The organism is Lysinibacillus macroides (assembly GCF_001281525.1).
Taxonomy (GTDB): domain Bacteria; phylum Bacillota; class Bacilli; order Bacillales_A; family Planococcaceae; genus Lysinibacillus; species Lysinibacillus macroides.
The window spans coordinates 416,545-435,091 of the sequence record NZ_LGCI01000005.1 but is presented as its reverse complement, the minus strand read 5'-3'; the positions used below and the strand labels follow the sequence as shown (position 1 = coordinate 435,091).

At 37.7% G+C, this 18,547-nt stretch carries 24 protein-coding genes; all 24 read right to left on the bottom strand.

Annotated features, from left to right (window positions below; translation table 11 throughout):
* Window positions 1-3 precede the first annotated feature (3 nt).
* Complete coding sequence (gene flhB / locus ADM90_RS04975; protein WP_053993937.1) at window positions 4-1,092, bottom strand: flagellar biosynthesis protein FlhB; 1,089 nt, start codon at window positions 1,090-1,092, stop codon at window positions 4-6.
* Between the two features lies 1 nt (window position 1,093).
* Window positions 1,094-1,867, bottom strand: coding sequence for a flagellar biosynthetic protein FliR (gene fliR, locus ADM90_RS04970; protein ID WP_053993936.1), 774 nt, complete (start codon window positions 1,865-1,867; stop codon window positions 1,094-1,096).
* Window positions 1,868-1,871: 4 nt separating this feature from the next.
* On the bottom strand, window positions 1,872-2,141 hold the full coding sequence (gene fliQ / locus ADM90_RS04965) for a flagellar biosynthesis protein FliQ (RefSeq protein WP_053993935.1): 270 nt from the start codon (window positions 2,139-2,141) through the stop codon (window positions 1,872-1,874).
* 13 nt (window positions 2,142-2,154) lie between these two features.
* On the bottom strand, window positions 2,155-2,820 hold the full coding sequence (gene fliP, locus ADM90_RS04960; protein ID WP_053993934.1) for a flagellar type III secretion system pore protein FliP: 666 nt from the start codon (window positions 2,818-2,820) through the stop codon (window positions 2,155-2,157).
* On the bottom strand, window positions 2,817-3,491 hold the full coding sequence (locus tag ADM90_RS04955; protein WP_235473320.1) for a flagellar biosynthetic protein FliO: 675 nt from the start codon (window positions 3,489-3,491) through the stop codon (window positions 2,817-2,819). Before ADM90_RS04955 ends, fliP begins: the two co-directional genes overlap by 4 nt.
* A 10-nt stretch (window positions 3,492-3,501) precedes the next feature.
* A complete protein-coding gene (locus ADM90_RS04950; protein ID WP_008180756.1) occupies window positions 3,502-3,864 on the bottom strand; it encodes a response regulator in 363 nt (120 codons plus the stop codon).
* Window positions 3,865-3,885: 21 nt separating this feature from the next.
* Complete coding sequence (fliY, locus tag ADM90_RS04945) at window positions 3,886-5,094, bottom strand: flagellar motor switch phosphatase FliY (RefSeq protein ID WP_053993932.1); 1,209 nt, start codon at window positions 5,092-5,094, stop codon at window positions 3,886-3,888.
* Window positions 5,087-6,082 (bottom strand): flagellar motor switch protein FliM, encoded by a 996-nt coding sequence (gene fliM / locus ADM90_RS04940; protein WP_053993931.1) that lies wholly within the window; start codon window positions 6,080-6,082, stop codon window positions 5,087-5,089. The genes fliY and fliM overlap by 8 nt, the downstream gene beginning before the upstream one ends.
* 31 nt (window positions 6,083-6,113) lie before the next feature.
* Entirely contained in the window at window positions 6,114-6,542 is a 429-nt protein-coding gene (gene fliL / locus ADM90_RS04935) for a flagellar basal body-associated protein FliL (RefSeq protein ID WP_053993930.1), read from the bottom strand.
* A complete protein-coding gene (locus ADM90_RS04930; protein WP_053994893.1) occupies window positions 6,532-6,753 on the bottom strand; it encodes a flagellar FlbD family protein in 222 nt (73 codons plus the stop codon). Before ADM90_RS04930 ends, fliL begins: the two co-directional genes overlap by 11 nt.
* A 99-nt stretch (window positions 6,754-6,852) precedes the next feature.
* Complete coding sequence (gene flgG / locus ADM90_RS04925) at window positions 6,853-7,821, bottom strand: flagellar basal body rod protein FlgG (protein WP_053993929.1); 969 nt, start codon at window positions 7,819-7,821, stop codon at window positions 6,853-6,855.
* Between the two features lie 88 nt (window positions 7,822-7,909).
* Entirely contained in the window at window positions 7,910-8,284 is a 375-nt protein-coding gene (locus ADM90_RS04920) for a TIGR02530 family flagellar biosynthesis protein (protein WP_053993928.1), read from the bottom strand.
* Between the two features lie 15 nt (window positions 8,285-8,299).
* Window positions 8,300-8,980 (bottom strand): flagellar hook assembly protein FlgD, encoded by a 681-nt coding sequence (gene flgD / locus ADM90_RS04915; protein WP_053993927.1) that lies wholly within the window; start codon window positions 8,978-8,980, stop codon window positions 8,300-8,302.
* Between the two features lie 2 nt (window positions 8,981-8,982).
* Window positions 8,983-10,257 (bottom strand): flagellar hook-length control protein FliK, encoded by a 1,275-nt coding sequence (locus tag ADM90_RS04910; RefSeq protein WP_053993926.1) that lies wholly within the window; start codon window positions 10,255-10,257, stop codon window positions 8,983-8,985.
* Window positions 10,258-10,286: 29 nt separating this feature from the next.
* Window positions 10,287-10,919: a MotE family protein gene (locus ADM90_RS04905; protein WP_053993925.1), complete on the bottom strand. Its 633-nt coding sequence runs from the start codon at window positions 10,917-10,919 to the stop codon at window positions 10,287-10,289.
* A gap of 4 nt (window positions 10,920-10,923) precedes the next feature.
* Window positions 10,924-11,373, bottom strand: coding sequence for a flagellar export protein FliJ (gene fliJ, locus ADM90_RS04900; RefSeq protein WP_053993924.1), 450 nt, complete (start codon window positions 11,371-11,373; stop codon window positions 10,924-10,926).
* Complete coding sequence (gene fliI / locus ADM90_RS04895) at window positions 11,374-12,699, bottom strand: flagellar protein export ATPase FliI (RefSeq protein WP_053994892.1); 1,326 nt, start codon at window positions 12,697-12,699, stop codon at window positions 11,374-11,376. It abuts the gene before it with no gap.
* 5 nt (window positions 12,700-12,704) lie between these two features.
* Window positions 12,705-13,493, bottom strand: coding sequence for a flagellar assembly protein FliH (fliH, locus tag ADM90_RS04890; RefSeq protein WP_053993923.1), 789 nt, complete (start codon window positions 13,491-13,493; stop codon window positions 12,705-12,707).
* Window positions 13,486-14,499 carry a flagellar motor switch protein FliG gene (gene fliG / locus ADM90_RS04885; protein ID WP_053993922.1) on the bottom strand — a complete coding sequence of 338 codons (1,014 nt, stop codon included), beginning with the start codon at window positions 14,497-14,499 and terminating at the stop codon, window positions 13,486-13,488. The genes fliH and fliG overlap by 8 nt, the downstream gene beginning before the upstream one ends.
* A 15-nt stretch (window positions 14,500-14,514) precedes the next feature.
* A complete protein-coding gene (gene fliF, locus ADM90_RS04880) occupies window positions 14,515-16,107 on the bottom strand; it encodes a flagellar basal-body MS-ring/collar protein FliF (protein ID WP_053993921.1) in 1,593 nt (530 codons plus the stop codon).
* A gap of 121 nt (window positions 16,108-16,228) precedes the next feature.
* Window positions 16,229-16,534, bottom strand: coding sequence for a flagellar hook-basal body complex protein FliE (fliE, locus tag ADM90_RS04875; RefSeq protein ID WP_053993920.1), 306 nt, complete (start codon window positions 16,532-16,534; stop codon window positions 16,229-16,231).
* A gap of 23 nt (window positions 16,535-16,557) precedes the next feature.
* A complete protein-coding gene (gene flgC, locus ADM90_RS04870) occupies window positions 16,558-17,019 on the bottom strand; it encodes a flagellar basal body rod protein FlgC (protein WP_053993919.1) in 462 nt (153 codons plus the stop codon).
* A 3-nt stretch (window positions 17,020-17,022) separates the two neighbouring features.
* A complete protein-coding gene (gene flgB / locus ADM90_RS04865) occupies window positions 17,023-17,415 on the bottom strand; it encodes a flagellar basal body rod protein FlgB (protein ID WP_053993918.1) in 393 nt (130 codons plus the stop codon).
* Window positions 17,416-17,943: 528 nt separating this feature from the next.
* Window positions 17,944-18,547, bottom strand: a 604-nt coding sequence (locus tag ADM90_RS04860) for a transposase (protein ID WP_152927999.1), incomplete at its 5' end; no start/stop codon positions are given.

Genomic DNA, 18,547 nt, shown 5'->3' with positions numbered 1-18,547 from the left:
GCTTTAAATTTTTCGCTTCATGCGATAAACATAAGCGAGTACCTCTGCTACTGCTTTAAAAAATTCTTCTGGTACTTGATCGCCGATTTCTACCTGATCGTACATGGCACGTGCTAATGGTCTATTTTCAACCATAATAACGTCATGCTCTTTTGCAATCAGTTTAATTTTTTGAGCAATAAAGTCAGTACCCTTTGCAACAACACGAGGAGCATCCATACTATCCTCATCGTATTTAAGAGCAATCGCATAGTGAGTAGGGTTGGTAATAACAACATCTGCATTTGGCACCTCTGACATCATTCGACGCATTGCCATTTCACGTTGACGTTGCTTAATTTTCGATTTAATCAGTGGGTCACCCTCACTATTTTTATATTCATCTTTAATATCTTGCTTAGACATTTTAAGATTTTTTTCATATTCATGTTTTTGGTACATCCAGTCTAAAATGGAGACACATAGTAACACTAAAGAAGCTGCTATCCCCATAATGCCCACAAGCTTACCTACCGTCATTAATGTCATCCATGGGCTTTTAAAAGAAAGTGCTAAAACCTCTGGCAAGTTTGTCCAAACAATAATGGTTGTGACACCACCGATAAAGCCAATTTTTAATACTGATTTTAACAGCTCAACAATGGCCTTAACTGAAAAAATTTTTTTTAGCCCTTTAATAGGGTCCATTTTTTTTAAATCGAATTTCATTGGCTCCAGTGTAAAGAGAAAGCCAAATTGCATAAAGTTACCTGCAAGTGCTCCAACAACAGCTATCGCCATGATTGGAACAACAATAAAAGCCATTTGTACCAATGTTTCTGAAAATAAACGCATCACACTATCAATTGTTAGTGTTTCAATGCGTATGTTATGAATAAAGGTTTGCCTAAAAAAAGCTAATAGATCATCACGCAAAGAGCCTGCAAAGAAAAATAAAAAGATAAACACCATCAGCATCACAATGGCACTCGTAATATCCTGACTTTTAACAACTTGCCCTTTTTTTCGAGCATCCTGACGCTTTTTTGGCGTTGCCTTTTCGGTTTTTTCCCCCGCAAAAAACTGGATATCTAAATTGAGTAGTAGCTTCATACTATCCACCACCTAAAACAGCCATTAAATCACGCATACCATAAATCATAATAGTAATTAGCTTTTGAATGACTTGTATCATAACAGCTATCATTGTAAACATCACTAAAAAACTAACACCAATTTTAATCGGAAAACCAACCACAAAAATATTTAACTGTGGTACTGTTTTTGCAGTAATTCCCAAAGCCAAATCAACTAAAAACAATGTTGCGACAACAGGAGCAGCCATTTGGAAAGCGATAGCGAAAACAGCTGTAAATGTTGTGATAATAAACTGTATATAGCTTTCCTTTGCAAATTGCGGAAATTGATCCATGGGTAAAAGTTGGTAGCTATAATAAATGCCATTGAGAATCATATGATGCCCATCAATGGTTAACAGTAAAAGAAATGCAAGCATATAAAAAAATTGACCAATTAAGGGGCTTTGAGCTCCTGTTTGCGGATCAATAATATTGGCAATGGCAAAACCCATTTGAAAGTCGATAAAGCTTCCCGCAATCTGAATGGCAGACATGATGATATAGCCAACAAGACCAAGTAATAGTCCCACAAGCGCTTCTTTCATCACTAGTAATATGTACTCATCATTAAATACAAATGGCTCAACATCTAACGTATAGTACATCATCCAAGCCAAAACCAGTGCGAGTGTAATTTTAACCTGTGCTGGAATCGTCCTATACGAAAAAAAAGGAACCGTCACAAAAAATGCGGAGACACGCACAAGCACTAATAAGAAAACCGTTAAATGCGGAATTAATTCATCCATAAACTCACCCTATATAACGCGTTAGGTTCTCAAAAATGTCTCTCGCATAACTTGTAACTTGAGATAACATCCATGGGCCAAAAAATACAATAGCCACTAAGACAGCAACAATTTTTGGTACGAATGCTAACGTTTGCTCTTGAATCGAAGTTGTTGCTTGAAAGATACTTACCGCCAAACCACTAATTAAAGCAACTAAAAGTAGCGGACCGCTTGTTAGAAGGATAATCATAATGGCACGCTCTGCAACGGAAATAACCAATTCACCTGTCATACTGTATCATCCCCTAAAAACTTTGTAGTAATGATTTCATCACAAGATACCATCCATCCACAAGTACAAATAATAGAATCTTGAATGGTAGTGAAATCATAACTGGCGGTAGCATCATCATCCCCATTGACATTAATGTACTCGCAACAATCATATCGATCACTAAAAATGGTATAAAAATCATAAACCCAATTTGAAATGCGGTTTTAATTTCGCTTAGCGCAAATGCAGGCACCAGCATTGTCAGCGGAATTTCTTCCACAGATGCTGGTCTTTCTGCTTGATTATACGATAAAAATAACTCAAGATCTTTTTGTCTTGTATGCTTACTCATAAACTCTTTAAATGGCACACTCGCGCGATCATAGGCTTCTTCCAGCCCGATTTCCTCCGCAAATAACGGCTGTAATGCCTCGTTATTAACCTCTTGAAAGGTTGGTGCCATAATAAAGAACGTTAAAAATAATGCTAAACCAATAATCACCTGATTAGGCGGCATTTGCTGTGTGGCCAATGCTGTACGCACAAAGGATAGTACTATGACAATCCGCGCAAAGGATGTCATTAAAATTAATATACTGGGTGCTAGTGATAACACCGTTAAGAGTAGTAAGAGTTTAACAGATGTGGAGACGTTTGTTGGATCGCTACTGGAAAAAATATTGATTAAATCATTCATTTATCATCCTTCTCCTTTTGCTTCCATCGCTCGATCTCTTCACTGCGCTCCTGTTTAATTTCAGATATCTTTTTTTCAAATAGTTGACCAAATGAGTCTTGTTGTTGCTCATTTTGTATGCTCTTTTTATTTTTTTTTGTAAACTTAGCTAATAATTCTGCAATATAAGGTGATGTTGCTGCAAGTTCTTGCTTTTCGTTATATAGCGCTAACAGGGCTTCTATTTCTTCTGGATCAGTAATTTCACGCAATAGCTGAACGTCTTCACCAACACCTACTAAATACAATGTTTTACCGACCTGTAAAAGCTGAACTGACTTTTGCGCCCCTAACGATAAACCGCCTAAATTTTGTACCATTTGATTACGTTGGAAGCTTAAATTTCGTTTATTTAAAAACTTCATTAACCCATAAAATAGCATAACAACAAAAATAAGCGCTAAAACCATTTTTATGTATTCCCATGCAGATATATCTCCAGCTGCTGATACATCTGATTCCTGTGTAGCAGCTGGACTAGTAGTATCTTCATTACAAGCTTCTGGATTATTTATGCAATCTGTGACACTATGTTTATCAGGGGCTGCATAGACAGAAGTTGTAGTTGGGTACAAAAACAGAAAAGCTACAAGAAATGCAAAAATCATCGTTAAACGAAATGATTTTAACATTTGCATGCAATCATCCTAAAGCTTTTTGAATCGCTTCAATTACACGATCTGCCTGGAAAGGTTTGACGATAAAATCTTTTGCCCCAGCTTGAATGGCATCAATCACCATCGCCTGTTGCCCCATTGCTGAACACATAATAACGGTAGCACTTGGATCAGACCCTTTAATAGCTTTAAGAGCAGCAATACCATCCATCTCGGGCATTGTAATATCCATTGTTACTAAATCTGGCTTTAATTCATTGTACTTTTCAACAGCCTGTAAACCATCAGCTGCCTCTCCAACAACTTCGAATCCATTTTTTGATAAAATATCCTTGATCATCATGCGCATAAATGCAGCGTCATCTACAATCAAAATTCTTTTAGACATGGTTAACTCCTCCAATTAAAACTATCTTAAATTATTTAAACGCTCTGCTTGACTTAAAACATCTGTAATACGTACACCAAAGTTTTCATCAATAACAACAACTTCCCCTTTAGCAATTAAACGACTATTGACTAAAATATCGACAGGTTCCCCCGCTAATTTATCTAGTTCAATAATCGAGCCACTTGATAGTTCTAAAATCTCTTTTACAGAACGTTTCGTACGTCCTAACTCTACAGTAACTTGCAATGGAATATCAAGTAGCATATTTAAATTTCTAGCTTCAGATTGCGAGATTACATTCGTATCAAAGCTAGCAAACTGTGCTTGTTGTACATTCACAGGCTGGGCTGGTCGCTGTGGTTGCGCAAACTGCTGTGGCTCCTGATAAACCGGTTGTTGCATTGGGGCTGCCTGCTGCTGACTAACTGGCGGCGCAGGTGGTGGTGGTTCAGGTGCTTGTTGTTGTACAGGCGGTGGCGTAACTGGTATTTCAGGTGCACTTGTTGCAGCTACAGGAGCCTCTACATTTGTCTCTCCTAACAATGATTTTACAATGTTTTGACTAAATTTAAGTGGCAATAATTGCATAAGATTTGAATCAATTAAATTGCCAATTCTTAATCTAAATGATACTTTTACTAGTAAATCGTCTTCTGGAATATTTTCTCGACCTTCATCTTTAGAAATATTCATCAAATCAATTGTTGGTGGAGAAATATCCACTTTTTTATTAAATACTGTCGACATTGATGTGGCCGCTGAACCCATCATTTGATTCATAGCCTCTTGAACAGCACTTAATTGAATTTCACCTAAATCAGGCTTTGGATTTAATCCATCGCCCCCCAACATTAAATCAGCAATAATAGCTGCATCTGATTGCTTGATAACAAGTAAATTCATACCTGTTAAACCAATTGTATACTCTACTTGCACGGCTACATATGGATGAGGAAACTCCTCTTCTAATTTATTGCGATTAATCATGGAAATACTTGGGGTAGTAATATCCACTTTTTGACCTAGTAACGCCGAAAGAGCTGTGGCAGAGCTACCAAAGGAAATGTTCCCTACCTCACCTAGTGCATCTTGTGCAAATGAGTCAAGGTAATCCTCAACCCTTATCTCATCATTTGCAGAAGCTCCAGTGTCGCTGTTTTTATCTTCCAACGTCTCGCCCCTTAATAATGCTTCAATTTCTTCTTGGGAGAGCATTTCATCACTCATCTTCGTCTCCTCCTTTCAAAGGGTCGATAATCTGGATTGCTAATTTTTTACCTTGCTTTCCTGGTTGAACTGTAAATTTTGGCAATGTCCCAACTTTAAGGATAAGTGGGCTATCAATTTTTTGCTCTAATTGTATAACATCCCCGACTTGCATTGTTAAAAAGTCTTCAATGGTGATATCAGTCACACCTAATTCAACGGAAAGTGGTAATTGTGCTTGTTTTACACGCTTTTCAAGCATTTTTGTTTGCTCTGGAGACATTTCTTTTGTATTGGTTTGCATCCAATAGCGAACAGAGAGATTAGGAACAATTGGCTCCAATACAACATGTGGAATACAAATATTAATCATCCCACTTGTTTCTCCTATTATCGTATTCAATGAAATAACAACAACCGTTTCATTTGGTGATATCATTTGTAAAAATTGCGGATTTACTTCAAGCTCCACTAATATCGGATCAATTTCCGCTACATTTTCCCATGCCTCACGTAAATTGTCGAATGAGCGTTCGAAAAGGTTTGTCATGATTTTTGTTTCAATTTCAGTTAAATTATCCACATTACTATGACTCGCCCCACTCCCCCCCATTAAACGATCTAACATTGAGTAAGCAATGTTCGGATTGATTTCCATCAATATGTTACCATCTAATGGCGGCACTTCAAATACATTTATGAGTGTCATATTTGGAATGGAACGGACAAACTCCTCAAATGGTATTTGGTCTACTGATGCAACTGTTATTTGCACATAGCTTCTAAGCTGTGCAGAGAAGAAGGTTGTTAATAGTCGTGCAAAATTTTCATGTATTCGGGTCAAACTTCGGATTTGATCTTTTGAGAAGCGAAGTGCTCGTTTAAAGTCATATACTTTAACTTTGCGTATCTCATCTTCCTTTTTTATGTCATCTGCTGACATTTCCCCAGTTGATATTGCGGAAAGCAGCGCATCTATCTCAGATTGAGATAACACCTCTCCTGCCATTTGCCCACCTCCATTTCAAGCAGTTTCTGTTTTATTGAGTGATGAAGGAGGTAAAATATACTTCCTGAACTTCTCCCTCTTGCATCAATTCATTTATTCTCGTTTTTAATGAACTTTGGAAAATTTGTTTCCCTTGTTTGCCTTCAAGATCCTTTTTCTCCATTTCGGAAAGCTCTTGAATTGCAATGTTTTGCACTTGGAAAATGCGTTTTGTTAATTCATCAGCAGCATCTTTATTTGTCGTTTGAATTTTTAATGACATGCGCACAACCCGATTATCTGCAAGATTGGTCGTGATTTCAGGAACCTCGATCGTCGCTTCTACAATTTCATCAATCGAAGGCTCCACAACGCCTGTCGGTTTATTAAACTGTGTTAACAAGACAAATACAACAACTCCGATTAATATAACTGCTACTAGCACAATAATAATCATCGTTAACATTTTATTATTCTTCATCTTCTTCACCTCGTAGATGCGGGTTTGATAGTACTTGGATATTTCGATAAAAGGCTGTTACCTTTTGTCGCACCTCATCTTCACTCTCTAAAACAATTATTTTTGTCCCAGTTGTTAGTGTAATTGTCGTATCTGGAAAAGATTCGACTATTTCTATGTATAAAGCATTTAACGAAAATGCTTTGCCATTTAGACGTGTTAGTTCAATCATTGAATTAGGGCCGGGTCTAGCTTGAGAGCCGGCCCGACCCTCCCTCATATGAAATTATGTTAGTTGAAACGTCCATTATTATTTAAAAATTAATGATTCTTAACGTTTTAAGTTTACTAGCTCTTGTAAAATTTCATCAGAAGTTGTGATGATACGTGTATTGGCTTGGAAACCACGCTGTGCCACAATCATCTCTGTAAACTCTTCTGACAAGTCAACATTTGACATTTCTACAGCCCCAGGAACTACTTGCCCCATCCCTGCTACAGTGGCAACTTGCCCATAAGCAACACCAGAACTCGCTGATTGTTGGTAGTAATTCCCACCAGTCTTAGAAAGACCACCAGCATTCGGGAATTTAGCCATAATAAGCTGTCCTGCCCACTTTCGTTCACCATTCATATCTACATACTCAATGACACCATTTGATCCTATGTTAATTTCTTTCGCATTTGTTGGAATACGAATTGGTCCTACATCTCCAGCAGCAGGGTCTAATTCCCCATCATCATCAAATAGGTTTTCTCCAGCACCTCCGGAAACATTTGGTGCAGCATCGGGATCAATACCAGCATCAGTAGCTTCCATGACAATGTCGTCACCAGCCGTTACACCAACCAAATATTTACCATCACCATTGACTAAATAGCCATTCGGATCCATATAAAAAATACCATTTCGAGTAAACAAAATATTATTGAAGCCTTCATCATCAATAAAGCCGCTATCAGGGTCTGGAGCACCGTTAGCATCACCTACCATAAAGAAGCCGTCCCCATCAATTGCTAAATCCAAGATGCGCCCTGTAGTTTGTGTAGAGCCACCCCCATGGATAGTATCAATCGCCGCTAATTGAGACCCTAAACCAACTTGTTTTGGGTTCACCCCTCCTCGTGTAGCCGTTGGAGCAGATGCACCTGCTTGCGTTTGAGACATTAAATCTTTAAAGTTTACGCGACCCTTTTTAAAGCCCACTGTATTAACATTTGCGATATTATTCCCAATAACATCTAGTTTCGTTTGAAAATTTTTAAGACCTGAAATACCTGAATACATAGCACGTATCATAATTTGTTGTTCTCCCTTCATTTCCTAGCTGTGTGTGCTTCTCTCAATCAGCAACACCAAGGCTTCCTTACTTAAGAAGGTCCAGCCCTTAAAGCACAATCGTGCCATCAATATTGGTAAATAACTGCTGTTTTGCTTCCGTGCGATCCATTGCTGTAATGACAGTCGCATTTTTAGCGCTGACAATTAAAGCAGCTTGATCCATCAAGACTAACGGTTGTTTGACACCTTTTGAGTGTGCTTCAAATACCTTATCTGATACAGCCTGCCATTCTTGCTCCGAAATAGTAATATTACGTTGAATAATACGTTCATGCGCATGTTTACTGACCTTCAACTCTTGCTTGGTTGCTTCCTCTAAATGCGCTAGAAAGGTCTTCTGCGTTTGAATTGGCTTATTATTAGGCTGTGTTGTGCGAATAGATGGATGCAAGGGCACACGATGAATTGAAAACTTATCCATCACCATTCCCCACCTTTATTCGCTAATCACGGTAAAATCTTTATCTGTTAATTTTTTATCATTATCTAATAAATAATAAATAACCCCATCTTTATTGGAAACAGAAACAACACGACCTTGTAGCTCCTGTTCATCTTCCATATAAGTTACATGTTTACCAATTAGTTTACTAGCCTGTACAAGGGGCGATTCTGGTATAGTATTATTACCACCTGAAGTTGCTCCAGAGCTACCTAAAATCCCTGAAATATTACCAGGTGTGATTTCTTTTCCATCTGTCAATAGGAAAACTACACTGCCATCTACAAATTTTAGTGACTCAATTACACCTGTACCTTCAGTGATTACAGGCTCATCATCCTCATTTTCGCCTACTTTCATTTCATGCCATTTAATTTCCTTGCCAATAAAGTTTGTATAGCTCATCATTTGCGTTTGTTGCTGTGATGCTAACAATGACTCCATTGCCTTTGTCATATTTTGCATTTGCTCTAAAGAAGAAAATTGTGCCATTTGAGAAATAAATTCTCGGTCATCCATTGGATTTGTTGGGTCCTGATGTTGTAATTGGGTAATTAATAGCTTAAGGAAGGCATCTTTGCCAAGCTCGCTATTCCCTGTTTGTTTTGTTGGTGGTTTATAGTTTGAATAGTATAAATCATTCGTTACTGGTCCACTTACTGCTTCGTTTGCCATACTCACACCTCCTCATTTATTAAATAGTCACTAAAGGACTTGCTGTCCTCGTCTTCGTCATCTTGTTGATCTTGTGCTTGCTCCTCTTGCTGTTGTTTAAAGAAATTATTAAAGAAATTTTGGTCACGTTGCTGACGATCTGCATCTTGTAAAGATTGTGCAATATCAAGTCGATCTACCTGAATATTCTGCTGGACAAATGCTTGTTTTAACTGATGGACTTGACTATCTAGTAACTCACGTCCATGCGCTGTAGAAGCTAATAAACGCGCCGTTAGAACACCATCATTTTGAACAAGCTCAATACGAATTGTTCCTAAATTTTCAGGATATAATTTTAATGTTAAACGTGTGATTCCTTGTGCATTGGAAATTTGCGCTTTATTGATAATTGCTTGCATTTCTTTTAATAAAGCCTCTGACTGAGCAGGTTTAGCAGCGGGAAGTGTAACTTGGAATGTGTCTGCCTTTGTTTGCACTGTTTGTGGTGTCACCATTTCATTTGTCGTTGTCTCGCTTTGCTTCGTCACTTGGACTTGCTGCACAACTTGTTGGAAACCTTGTTGGAAACCTTGTAATGGTAATGCAACAGTTGTCTTTGTTGTTAGTTGCTGAGCATTGTGCAACGTTTCCACCTGCGTCTGCACGGTTGTTAATAGATTTTTAATATTGGCTAAAACATTTTCTTGTGGAGCTGTTAGATCTGTTTTTTGTCCTACTAATTGTGCAAACTTTAATACTTCAAGTAATGGTGTTGCTTCTTTTACTGTTAGCTGACCTTCACCTTGTAGCAATGTGCTAATTTGCGCTTGTAGTATTGGCGCCTGACCATCCACTAAAGCTAGTAGCTCCCACACATCACTAGCAACTTTATCTTCACCCAAAAATTGCTGTACTAATTTTTGCAGTTGTTCTTCATCAATGTCTAATACCTTTAGGATGTTTTCTAGCGTAAGCATTTCATCCATTGCAATAACCTGACCATCTTCGCCAACTTGTAGCATCAATAAGCCATCATCATGCGGAATACCTAGTACATCGAGCAATTCCTCCACAGACTCTGCATTTAATACTGCCTGTAAATCAGTAATATCACTTGTTGCTGTTGCTTGTGAAGGTTGATTAGGTTGACTTGAAGCTGAAATCACCTGACCAAATACAGCACCAAATTTTGATAATGCATCTTTATTTGCCATCCCAGTTGTTTTGCTCTCTAAACCACCTGTTGCTTTCGTAGGAGCTGTCTTTGTCATCGTTTGTATCATTGCGATATCCATTCTTTTTCACCTCCTTTCAATATTTATTTTTATTGTTGAGCCTGAGCTTGGGGTTGCGTCTGCGCCATTAATTGTGCATATTTCGCTGCATCAACAGCTTCCATTTTTTCTAAAATAGCCGCTAACTTATCAGGCTTTAAATTGGTTAAAATTCGCAATGTCTCCGTATCACTCATATTGGTAAGGATAGCTGCTGCTTTTTTAGGTGTCATTTTATCAAATGTTGTTAAAATTTCATTAAAATCACGCTTAACCTCATCCTGCTCTTGCATTAATTTTTCAACTTCAAGTTGAAGCTGTTCCTTTTCTATTAGTAACTGCTCATTTTCTGCTGTAGCTGTATCAAGCTTTTTTTGAAGCTGCGTCATTTCTGCTTCTTTTTCTTGTATTTCTGCCTTTAAATTAACCATTTTAGAGTCGTTATTAACAACAGCATCTTTCGCCTGCTGCTCTGCTGATGGTGTAAAAGGTAAATAATCTATTGCCTTTTTCCCTAAATCAAAAACATTCGTATTCATTAATGTTGCCACAACAAGCAAAACTGCTACAACAAACATAATCGGTAGTACAATCCATGTGAAAAGCTTTAGAAAGCCACCTTTTTTTCTCTTCGGTTGCTCTTCCACTAGTTCTGCTGTCAACCGATTATCTTTTTTTGCCATGAAATCACCTGATTTCTCTCTTGTTATACGTTTGCAATGAAATTTCATCTAAAAAAAGGCTTTCGATCCGATCCTGTTCTTGCTGAAATAGCTTAAAATCCTTTTCTTTCATTTTTTCAAATTTACGTACTTCCAAGTTTTTTTCTAATAGTTTTTCTTCGTGCCAATTCATCTTTGCACGAGCCTGTATCACTTTCTGCTGTACATCTATAATTGTTTTTTCAAGACTATCAATAAAACGGCTATAGTGGTGAATTTCATCTATTGATGAGCCTACAGTTAAGCGCTCCTGTTGAAAAATCATTAAATTTTCTTTCTTTTTTAGCAATTCATATAGTTTTTCGGCAATCTCTTCGAAGGAACGGACAGATTCTTTATAAGCCATTTCGGTTTCATTTTTTTCTTGCTCACGAATGGTTAACACTTTTTCAAAACGATACATATAATTAACCATCTATTTAGCACCACCGTTCGATATTGTTATTAACTCAGCTACGCTTTCTTCTAACGTCACTTTATCTAAATAGCCCTGTTTAAGATATGCCGTAATAATCGGTTCATAATGAATCGCCTCATCAATTTCTTGTGATGTTCCTCGTTTATAGGCACCGATATTGATTAGATCCTCAGATTTATCATATGTGTAATAAAGCTCTCTTAATCGTTCAGCAGCTTTTTTATGCGCTGGCTCTGCCACATGATTCATCAAACGACTCACACTCTTTAAAACATTAATCGCTGGATACTGCCCTTTGTTGGCAAGGTTGCGATCTAGCACAATATGACCATCCAGAATGCCTCGCACTGTATCAGCAATTGGTTCATTCATATCATCACCATCTACTAAAACCGTGTAAAATGCCGTTATGGAGCCTTTTTCATTCGTTCCTGTACGCTCAAGCAACTTCGGCAAAATCGCAAATACGGATGGTGTATAACCTTTTTGTGCTGGCGGCTCACCCGTAGCAAGACCAATTTCACGCTGTGCCATCGCAACCCTTGTTACTGAGTCCATCATAAGCATGACATTTAAACCACGATTTCTAAAATACTCGGCTATCGCAGTTGCTGTAAATGCGCCTTTTATCCGCATTAAGGCTGGTTGGTCAGAGGTTGCAGCAACAACAACAGATCGACTTAAACCTTCAGCACCTAAATCACGTTCGATAAACTCTCGCACCTCACGGCCACGCTCTCCTATAAGTGCAATGACATTCAAATCTGCTCGTGTATTTCTAGCAATCATACCTAGCAATGTACTTTTCCCAACCCCTGAACCAGCAAAAATACCTACACGCTGTCCATTCCCAACCGTTAACATACCATCAATCGCTTTCACGCCTACCTCAAGTCTTTCATTAATCGGTGGACGAGTAAGTGGATTTGGTGGATCTTGCTCAGTAGGAACGGTTGTTAATCCTTTTGGTAACAATGTACCATCAATTGGATTGCCCATGGAGTCTAAGACTTTTCCAACTAACTCAGGGCCTACTTTGATTTCGAGAGGAGCTCCTGTTCCTTCAACAAGACAGCCAATTGATATTTCACGTAGGGAGGTAAAGGGCATTAATACAACAATTTCATCTTTAAAGCCAACAACCTCTGCTAAAATAATTTGATGCCCATTGTTTACTGTTTCTACATGAATTTTACAAACATCGCCAATGGAACTATCTGGACCTTGCGACTCAATCATTAAGCCGACAACTCTCGTTACTCTACCAAACTTTTTAAACGTTGGTACATGAGGAATATGTTCGATTAACTGAGCCGTTTTCATCTCCATCATTCCTTACTTTCTAATATTTCATGTAGCTTTAAACGCAGTTCATTTAATTGCTCATCAATACTTACAACAATACGTCCATGATTCGTTTCGATATAGCAATCTGTATCATTGTCAAAATCTTCATTCACAAATATCATCAATGGGACATCAACTGGAAACATTTCTGCTAATTCATCCCGATTGGCAGTGATTAAAGCATGGTAAGCAGGTGAAACATAGATTTTAATTTCTTTCATTTCCCGTGCTTCCTTTAATCCTCTACGCACAATTGAAACAAATAGTTCCTGATTATGCGCTAAAGAAGTAGCCATAATACGCTCTGCCGCCGTTAAACCTAGCTCTAAAATAACTGCTTCCTGATCCTCTATATATTTTTGTGCATTTTCTTGCGCTTGAATAATAACTTCATTCGCCGTTTGAAGAGATTGTGCCATCGCTTCATTGGCTTTGTTTATGCCATCTTCATAGCCTTGCCCAAAGCCTTCATCATAAGCCTCCTGCACCCGATTAGGTCTTTCCTCTTCCCAACTTTGCTTCAAATGCTCAATTTCCTGTAAAAACCTATGCTTTTCTTGCTCAAACAGCTCATGCTCTGCTTGCAAAGTAGCTCTCGCTTCTGCCAGCAATTGGTCACGCTCTGCTAGTATTTCTGCCATCGTTATCTGAGGCTGAGGGGTGTTTTCCTCTTCTTCTCCAGTTATCGTTTCAAACATATCACGAATTTCAATCTTTTTTACACTATCGTTACTGGACTGTGTATAAATTGAACGGATGATCCTAGACAATGACGTCATCTCCTCCACCACGTGCAATAATAATTTCACCAGCATCCTCTAAACGACGAATAACACCCACAATTCGAGATTGTGCCTCTTCTACATCACGCAAACGTACAGGACCCATAATTTCCATTTCCTCTTTAAATGTTTCAGCCATACGCTGGGACATATTGCGGAAAATAATATCTTTTACTTCATCACTTGATACTTTCATTGAAAGCAATAAGTCTTCATTTTCACAATCACGAATAACACGCTGAATCGAGCGATTGTCAAGTGTAACAATATCCTCGAATACAAACATACGTTTCTTAATTTCTTCTGCAAGCTCTGGATCTTGGATTTCCAGTGCATCGAGAATGGTTTTTTCTGTTTGTCGATCTACACCATTCAGTACTTCAACGACTGCATCAATACCACCTGTTTCCGTGTAATCCTGTGTCACTGTAGATGATAATTTACGTTCTAACACCGATTCAATTTCACTAATTACCTCTGGTGACGTTGATTCCATCATAGCGATACGTTTGGCAATATCAGCCTGCACCTCTTGTGGTAATGACGATAAAATAACGCCTGCTTGCCCTGCCTCTAAATAAGAAAGAATCAGGGCAATCGTTTGTGGATGCTCATTTTGTATAAAGTTAAAAATTTGCGCTGGATCAGCTCTGCGTGCAAAATCAAACGGTCGTACTTGTAACGAGGATGTTAGACGATTAATAATCGTTTGTGCTTGCTCGACACCAAGCGCTTTCTCTAACACTGTTTTCGCGTAGCCAATACCACCTTGTGTAATATAATCCTGCGCAATGGCGATATTATGAAATTCTTCTATAATTTCCTCTTTTACGTTTGACTCTACCTTTTTAACACTAGAAATTTCTAATGTTAAACGTTCAATTTCTTCCTCTGATAAATGTTTATAGACAGAAGCCGAAACTTCAGGACCTAATGAAATTAACAAGAGAGCAGCTTTTTGTTTCCCTGTTAATTCCTTATCTTTCTTGGACACAGCCGAACCTCCTCGTTAATCCTCAGCAATCCAACTACGCAGTAACTTCGCAAAATCGTCTGGCTTTTCTTTTGCCATTTTTTCAAGTTGCTTACGACGCATTGTAGCTTCTGTTTCAATTTCTTCATTAATATCATCAATGATTAATTCTTCTTGTTCTTCCAAGATGCTTTGCTCTTCTTCTGCTTTCGCACGTTTACGAGAGCGGATAATAAAGAATGCTAATAGTAAAATAACAGCTAATAAAATACCACCAATTACCCAAACCCACCACGGAATAACAGGTGTTTCCTCTGCAACATCTGTTACTTTACCATATAAAGGTTGTACAGATACAGCTACTTTTTCATCAATTTGCTCTTGTGTTAGCTCATCTACTACATCTTTAGAAATTGTTGTACGAACAACCGTGCCTAAAATTCTCTCAATATCTTCACGAACACCATCAGGTAATGAAGCAGCATCTTCTGCTGTTGGTGGCTCAACAATTACTTGAATGCCAATATCTTGAATTTTATAAGGCGCTTCTTGAATATCTCTGTTGATACGGTTAACCTCATTATTAATGGTTTCCTCGGTACGCTCATAATCACCATCACCCATCGCACCTTCGTTGTAGGTAGTGAAATTATCCGTAGGCGCTTCAGCTTCGGGTTCTCCCGCAGCAGCCGCACCTGCACCAGTATATTGCTCCGTAATACGCTGTGCACTAATGGCGATACCTTCCATGTTTTCTTCATCAACAGGTGTTACAGTGTTTTCAATACGCGTTTCTTTTTTGAAATCAACATCTGTTGTGACAGAAACCATTACTTTATCTTGCCCCATCAATGTACCAAGCATCTTTTGTATTTGACGTTGTAAATCACGTTCTACTAATTTTTTCATTTGCAACTGACCCTCAGCTGTCGCTGTAGAAATCCCGTCCATTGCTACTTCATTCAAATCAAAGAACTCTGAATATTGATTGGAGATCACGATATTCTCAGTTTTTAATTTTGGAATACTCTTAGAAGCTAAATTATACATTGTTCTAATTTGTTGCTCTGTAAATTTATAGCCTGGGTCTGTGTTTAATATAATTGATGCAGTTGGCTCATCCTGAACATCTGTTAGAAAAATTCCTTCTTCAGGTACAGTAATTTGGACACTTGCATCTTTTATGCCTTCCAAACTTTTAAAAAGTTTCGCAATTTCAGTTTCAGTCGCTGCCTTTTTCAGTAGATTAAACTCATTATCTGTCATCCCAAATCCTGAACTATTAGCAAATGAGTAATCAATTGTACCTGTTTGTGGATATCCCTCTGAAGCTAATTGCACCAATAAGGAATCAGCCTGTTCCTCAGGCACTAAAATAGCCGTTCCACCTGGAGCAATTTCATATTTCACACCTTGGGCATCCAACGCTTCCTTTACTTGTCCGATTTCTCTTGTTGATAAATCTTTGTAAAGTGGTACATATGTAGTTTTAGAAGCAAAAAATGTTATAACTGCTGCAAGTACAAGCACACTTACTACGGAGCCAATCATAACTATTTTTTGCTTTTTACTTCGACTTTTCCAAAATTGACTGGTGTCATTTTTTATTTTCGTCAATCTTTCATTCATTATGAATCCTCCGGTTATAGTGAATAACCTAGCAATCAATAATTTGCGAAAACAACGAGCCCACCAAATCGGTGGTTGTTAAGCTATATCGACAGTGAATTTTCTCACATTCTCAATAAAGTTAAACACTCATTCGCATTATTTCTTGGTAAGCTTCAATCACCTTATTGCGAACTTCTATTGTTGCGTTTAATGTAATGCTAGCCTTTTGTGATGCAATCATCACTTCATGCAACTCTACATTTTCACCTTTGATAAGCTTTTGCGTAAATGTGTCAGATGTAATTTGTTGATCATTCACTTTAGCTATTGCTTCTTTTAATGAGTTCGCGAAGCTTTGTTGTGCTTCATAAGGTGTCGTATTAAGCTTATTTGCTTGATTTACAACTTGAGTAGGTGTCATTAGTGAAACGGATGAAATTGGCATTATGTATCTCCCCTTATCTTTATTTATTTCCCAATCTCTAAAGCCTTTGTAAGCATTGATTTATTTGCGTTAAATACCGTTACATTTGCCTCATAGGAACGAGTTGCTGACATTAAATCTACCATTTCTTTTAATGGGTCTACATTTGGCATATTAACATAACCGTCAGCGTTTGCATCTGGATGCGTTGGGTCATAAACAAGCTTGAACGGTGTTTCTTGATCTTCTGCTATCCGCGTAATTTTAACGCCATTCCCAACAGCGCTTTTAGTATTTCTACCAAGTGCTACATTTAAAAATTTTGAAAATTGTCCTTCTTGTGCAGTTAATGTAACAGATTTACGTCGATATGGCTCCCATTCCCCATTTACTTGACGAGCACGTGTTGTGTCTACGTTTGCCATATTAGAAGAAATAACATCCATGCGTAATCGTTGCGCTGTTAATGCTGAGGCAGTAGTATTCATTCCGTGAAAGATAGACATTTATTACTTACCTCCTTTAATTACAGTATTTAACGTGTTTAATTTTCCATTCACACGATCAATTAAAGCATTGTAGTAAATTTGATTTTCTGCTAATTTTGCCTGTTCAGCATCCATATCGACTGCATTTCCATTATTTCGATAGCGTAGATTGTCAATATTACGAACACCAGGAATTGCTTGCTGAATGGTGAAATCATAATGTCTATTATCAGTGCGATATGCTGAAATCGCTATACTTTTTTCTTTTTCCAACATATCTTTAAAACTAACATTTTTCGCTTTATAATTAGGTGTATCGACATTCGCAATATTATTTGCGATCGCTTTATGATTCAAAGTGGCGTAGGAAAGTCCGTGTTCCAGGCTACTAATCGTTCCTCCAAATAAATTCAAACCTGTTCACCTCATTTTATTTCAATTTATGTACTTGTTATTTTATCCAATAATACAATTGTAATTAAGATGATACCTAGTGTCTATTGTCTTTTGTCACTTTTTAATAGTCTATACGCCCTATTTTTTCCTCTATTCAACCGGGACAAAACTTCCGTATCCCTTCTGCCACTAGGGTTTATTCAAGGTTAACAAATATCTAGTTATTTTAAACTATATCTACAGTGTTTATGTTTTTAGTATAAAATATAGCTTTTTTCGTGCTCTATCGCCTATGAAAAAATAATTTTCACAAGGTTCCTTTTTACTAGCTATTTCGTTATTCGAATATTAAGTGAATGAAAATAGAATGATTTTCCACTCCTATACTAAAGTAATAAAGAGATGGTTATATCATCATCTATATATGAAAAGTAGTGATAATTTTTTGAATACAGATAGAAAAAAAGTTATAAATGAATCAATTTCATAAATCGATTTTTTCAAGAGCTTAGACTGCTCCTGTGTCTGATTTTTGTTTTTTAAAATTTAAGCTGCGTTGTTTTGTAGCTGTAAACGTACATTCATCCGATCGACTGCTAATTTGCAGGCATTATAAATAAACGTCACAAGGTTGAAGTGCAGTTTAGCTTTTCTACCGGTTTTGTGACGGACGTTGTTTAACTGAAAAAATTGCTTTAAATAAGCATTTACTCGTTCGACAGCTGTGCGTTCCTTGTAAAGTTTCTTCCATAGCTCGGAGCCACGTGCTGGAAACGTGTATTTGCGGATATCGGTTTCACACTTGATTTTAAACACCTTTTGACAGAGCGAGTCATCACGTAATGGACAGGTTGCGCAATCTTTTGGACGTGTGAACTTAAGCGTTTGATACTTTTCATCAAAGCTGTCGTAACAGTAGCTATGTTCACGCACACAGGTTGGACGGAAATGTTCATCAAAACCGATCATTTCGCCCTCACGTCTTTTCACATATGGAATCACAGCTTTCATCTCTTGTATTGAAATCTGGCGGTAAATTGCTTCATAGTCATAACCTGCATCGAAAATAGCCGTTGTGAAATGGTTAGGCATGATATGGTTCATCTTTTTTAGTAACGGAATCGCCGCTTTACTATCACTCAGATTGCCG

Excerpts from the sequence above, each read along its gene's own strand:
- flhB (WP_053993937.1), bottom strand. The coding sequence starts at position 1,092 with ATGAAGCTACTACTCAATTTAGATATCCAGTTTTTTGCGGGGGAAAAA.
- fliR (WP_053993936.1), bottom strand. The coding sequence starts at position 1,867 with ATGGATGAATTAATTCCGCATTTAACGGTTTTCTTATTAGTGCTTGTG.
- fliQ (WP_053993935.1), bottom strand. The coding sequence starts at position 2,141 with ATGACAGGTGAATTGGTTATTTCCGTTGCAGAGCGTGCCATTATGATT.
- fliP (WP_053993934.1), bottom strand. The coding sequence starts at position 2,820 with ATGAATGATTTAATCAATATTTTTTCCAGTAGCGATCCAACAAACGTC.
- ADM90_RS04955 (WP_235473320.1), bottom strand. The coding sequence starts at position 3,491 with ATGTTAAAATCATTTCGTTTAACGATGATTTTTGCATTTCTTGTAGCT.
- ADM90_RS04950 (WP_008180756.1), bottom strand. The coding sequence starts at position 3,864 with ATGTCTAAAAGAATTTTGATTGTAGATGACGCTGCATTTATGCGCATG.
- fliY (WP_053993932.1), bottom strand. The coding sequence starts at position 5,094 with ATGAGTGATGAAATGCTCTCCCAAGAAGAAATTGAAGCATTATTAAGG.
- fliM (WP_053993931.1), bottom strand. The coding sequence starts at position 6,082 with ATGGCAGGAGAGGTGTTATCTCAATCTGAGATAGATGCGCTGCTTTCC.
- fliL (WP_053993930.1), bottom strand. The coding sequence starts at position 6,542 with ATGAAGAATAATAAAATGTTAACGATGATTATTATTGTGCTAGTAGCA.
- ADM90_RS04930 (WP_053994893.1), bottom strand. The coding sequence starts at position 6,753 with ATGATTGAACTAACACGTCTAAATGGCAAAGCATTTTCGTTAAATGCT.
- flgG (WP_053993929.1), bottom strand. The coding sequence starts at position 7,821 with ATGATACGTGCTATGTATTCAGGTATTTCAGGTCTTAAAAATTTTCAA.
- ADM90_RS04920 (WP_053993928.1), bottom strand. The coding sequence starts at position 8,284 with ATGGATAAGTTTTCAATTCATCGTGTGCCCTTGCATCCATCTATTCGC.
- flgD (WP_053993927.1), bottom strand. The coding sequence starts at position 8,980 with ATGGCAAACGAAGCAGTAAGTGGACCAGTAACGAATGATTTATACTAT.
- ADM90_RS04910 (WP_053993926.1), bottom strand. The coding sequence starts at position 10,257 with ATGGATATCGCAATGATACAAACGATGACAAAGACAGCTCCTACGAAA.
- ADM90_RS04905 (WP_053993925.1), bottom strand. The coding sequence starts at position 10,919 with ATGGCAAAAAAAGATAATCGGTTGACAGCAGAACTAGTGGAAGAGCAA.
- fliJ (WP_053993924.1), bottom strand. The coding sequence starts at position 11,373 with ATGGTTAATTATATGTATCGTTTTGAAAAAGTGTTAACCATTCGTGAG.
- fliI (WP_053994892.1), bottom strand. The coding sequence starts at position 12,699 with ATGAAAACGGCTCAGTTAATCGAACATATTCCTCATGTACCAACGTTT.
- fliF (WP_053993921.1), bottom strand. The coding sequence starts at position 16,107 with ATGAATGAAAGATTGACGAAAATAAAAAATGACACCAGTCAATTTTGG.
- fliE (WP_053993920.1), bottom strand. The coding sequence starts at position 16,534 with ATGCCAATTTCATCCGTTTCACTAATGACACCTACTCAAGTTGTAAAT.
- flgC (WP_053993919.1), bottom strand. The coding sequence starts at position 17,019 with ATGTCTATCTTTCACGGAATGAATACTACTGCCTCAGCATTAACAGCG.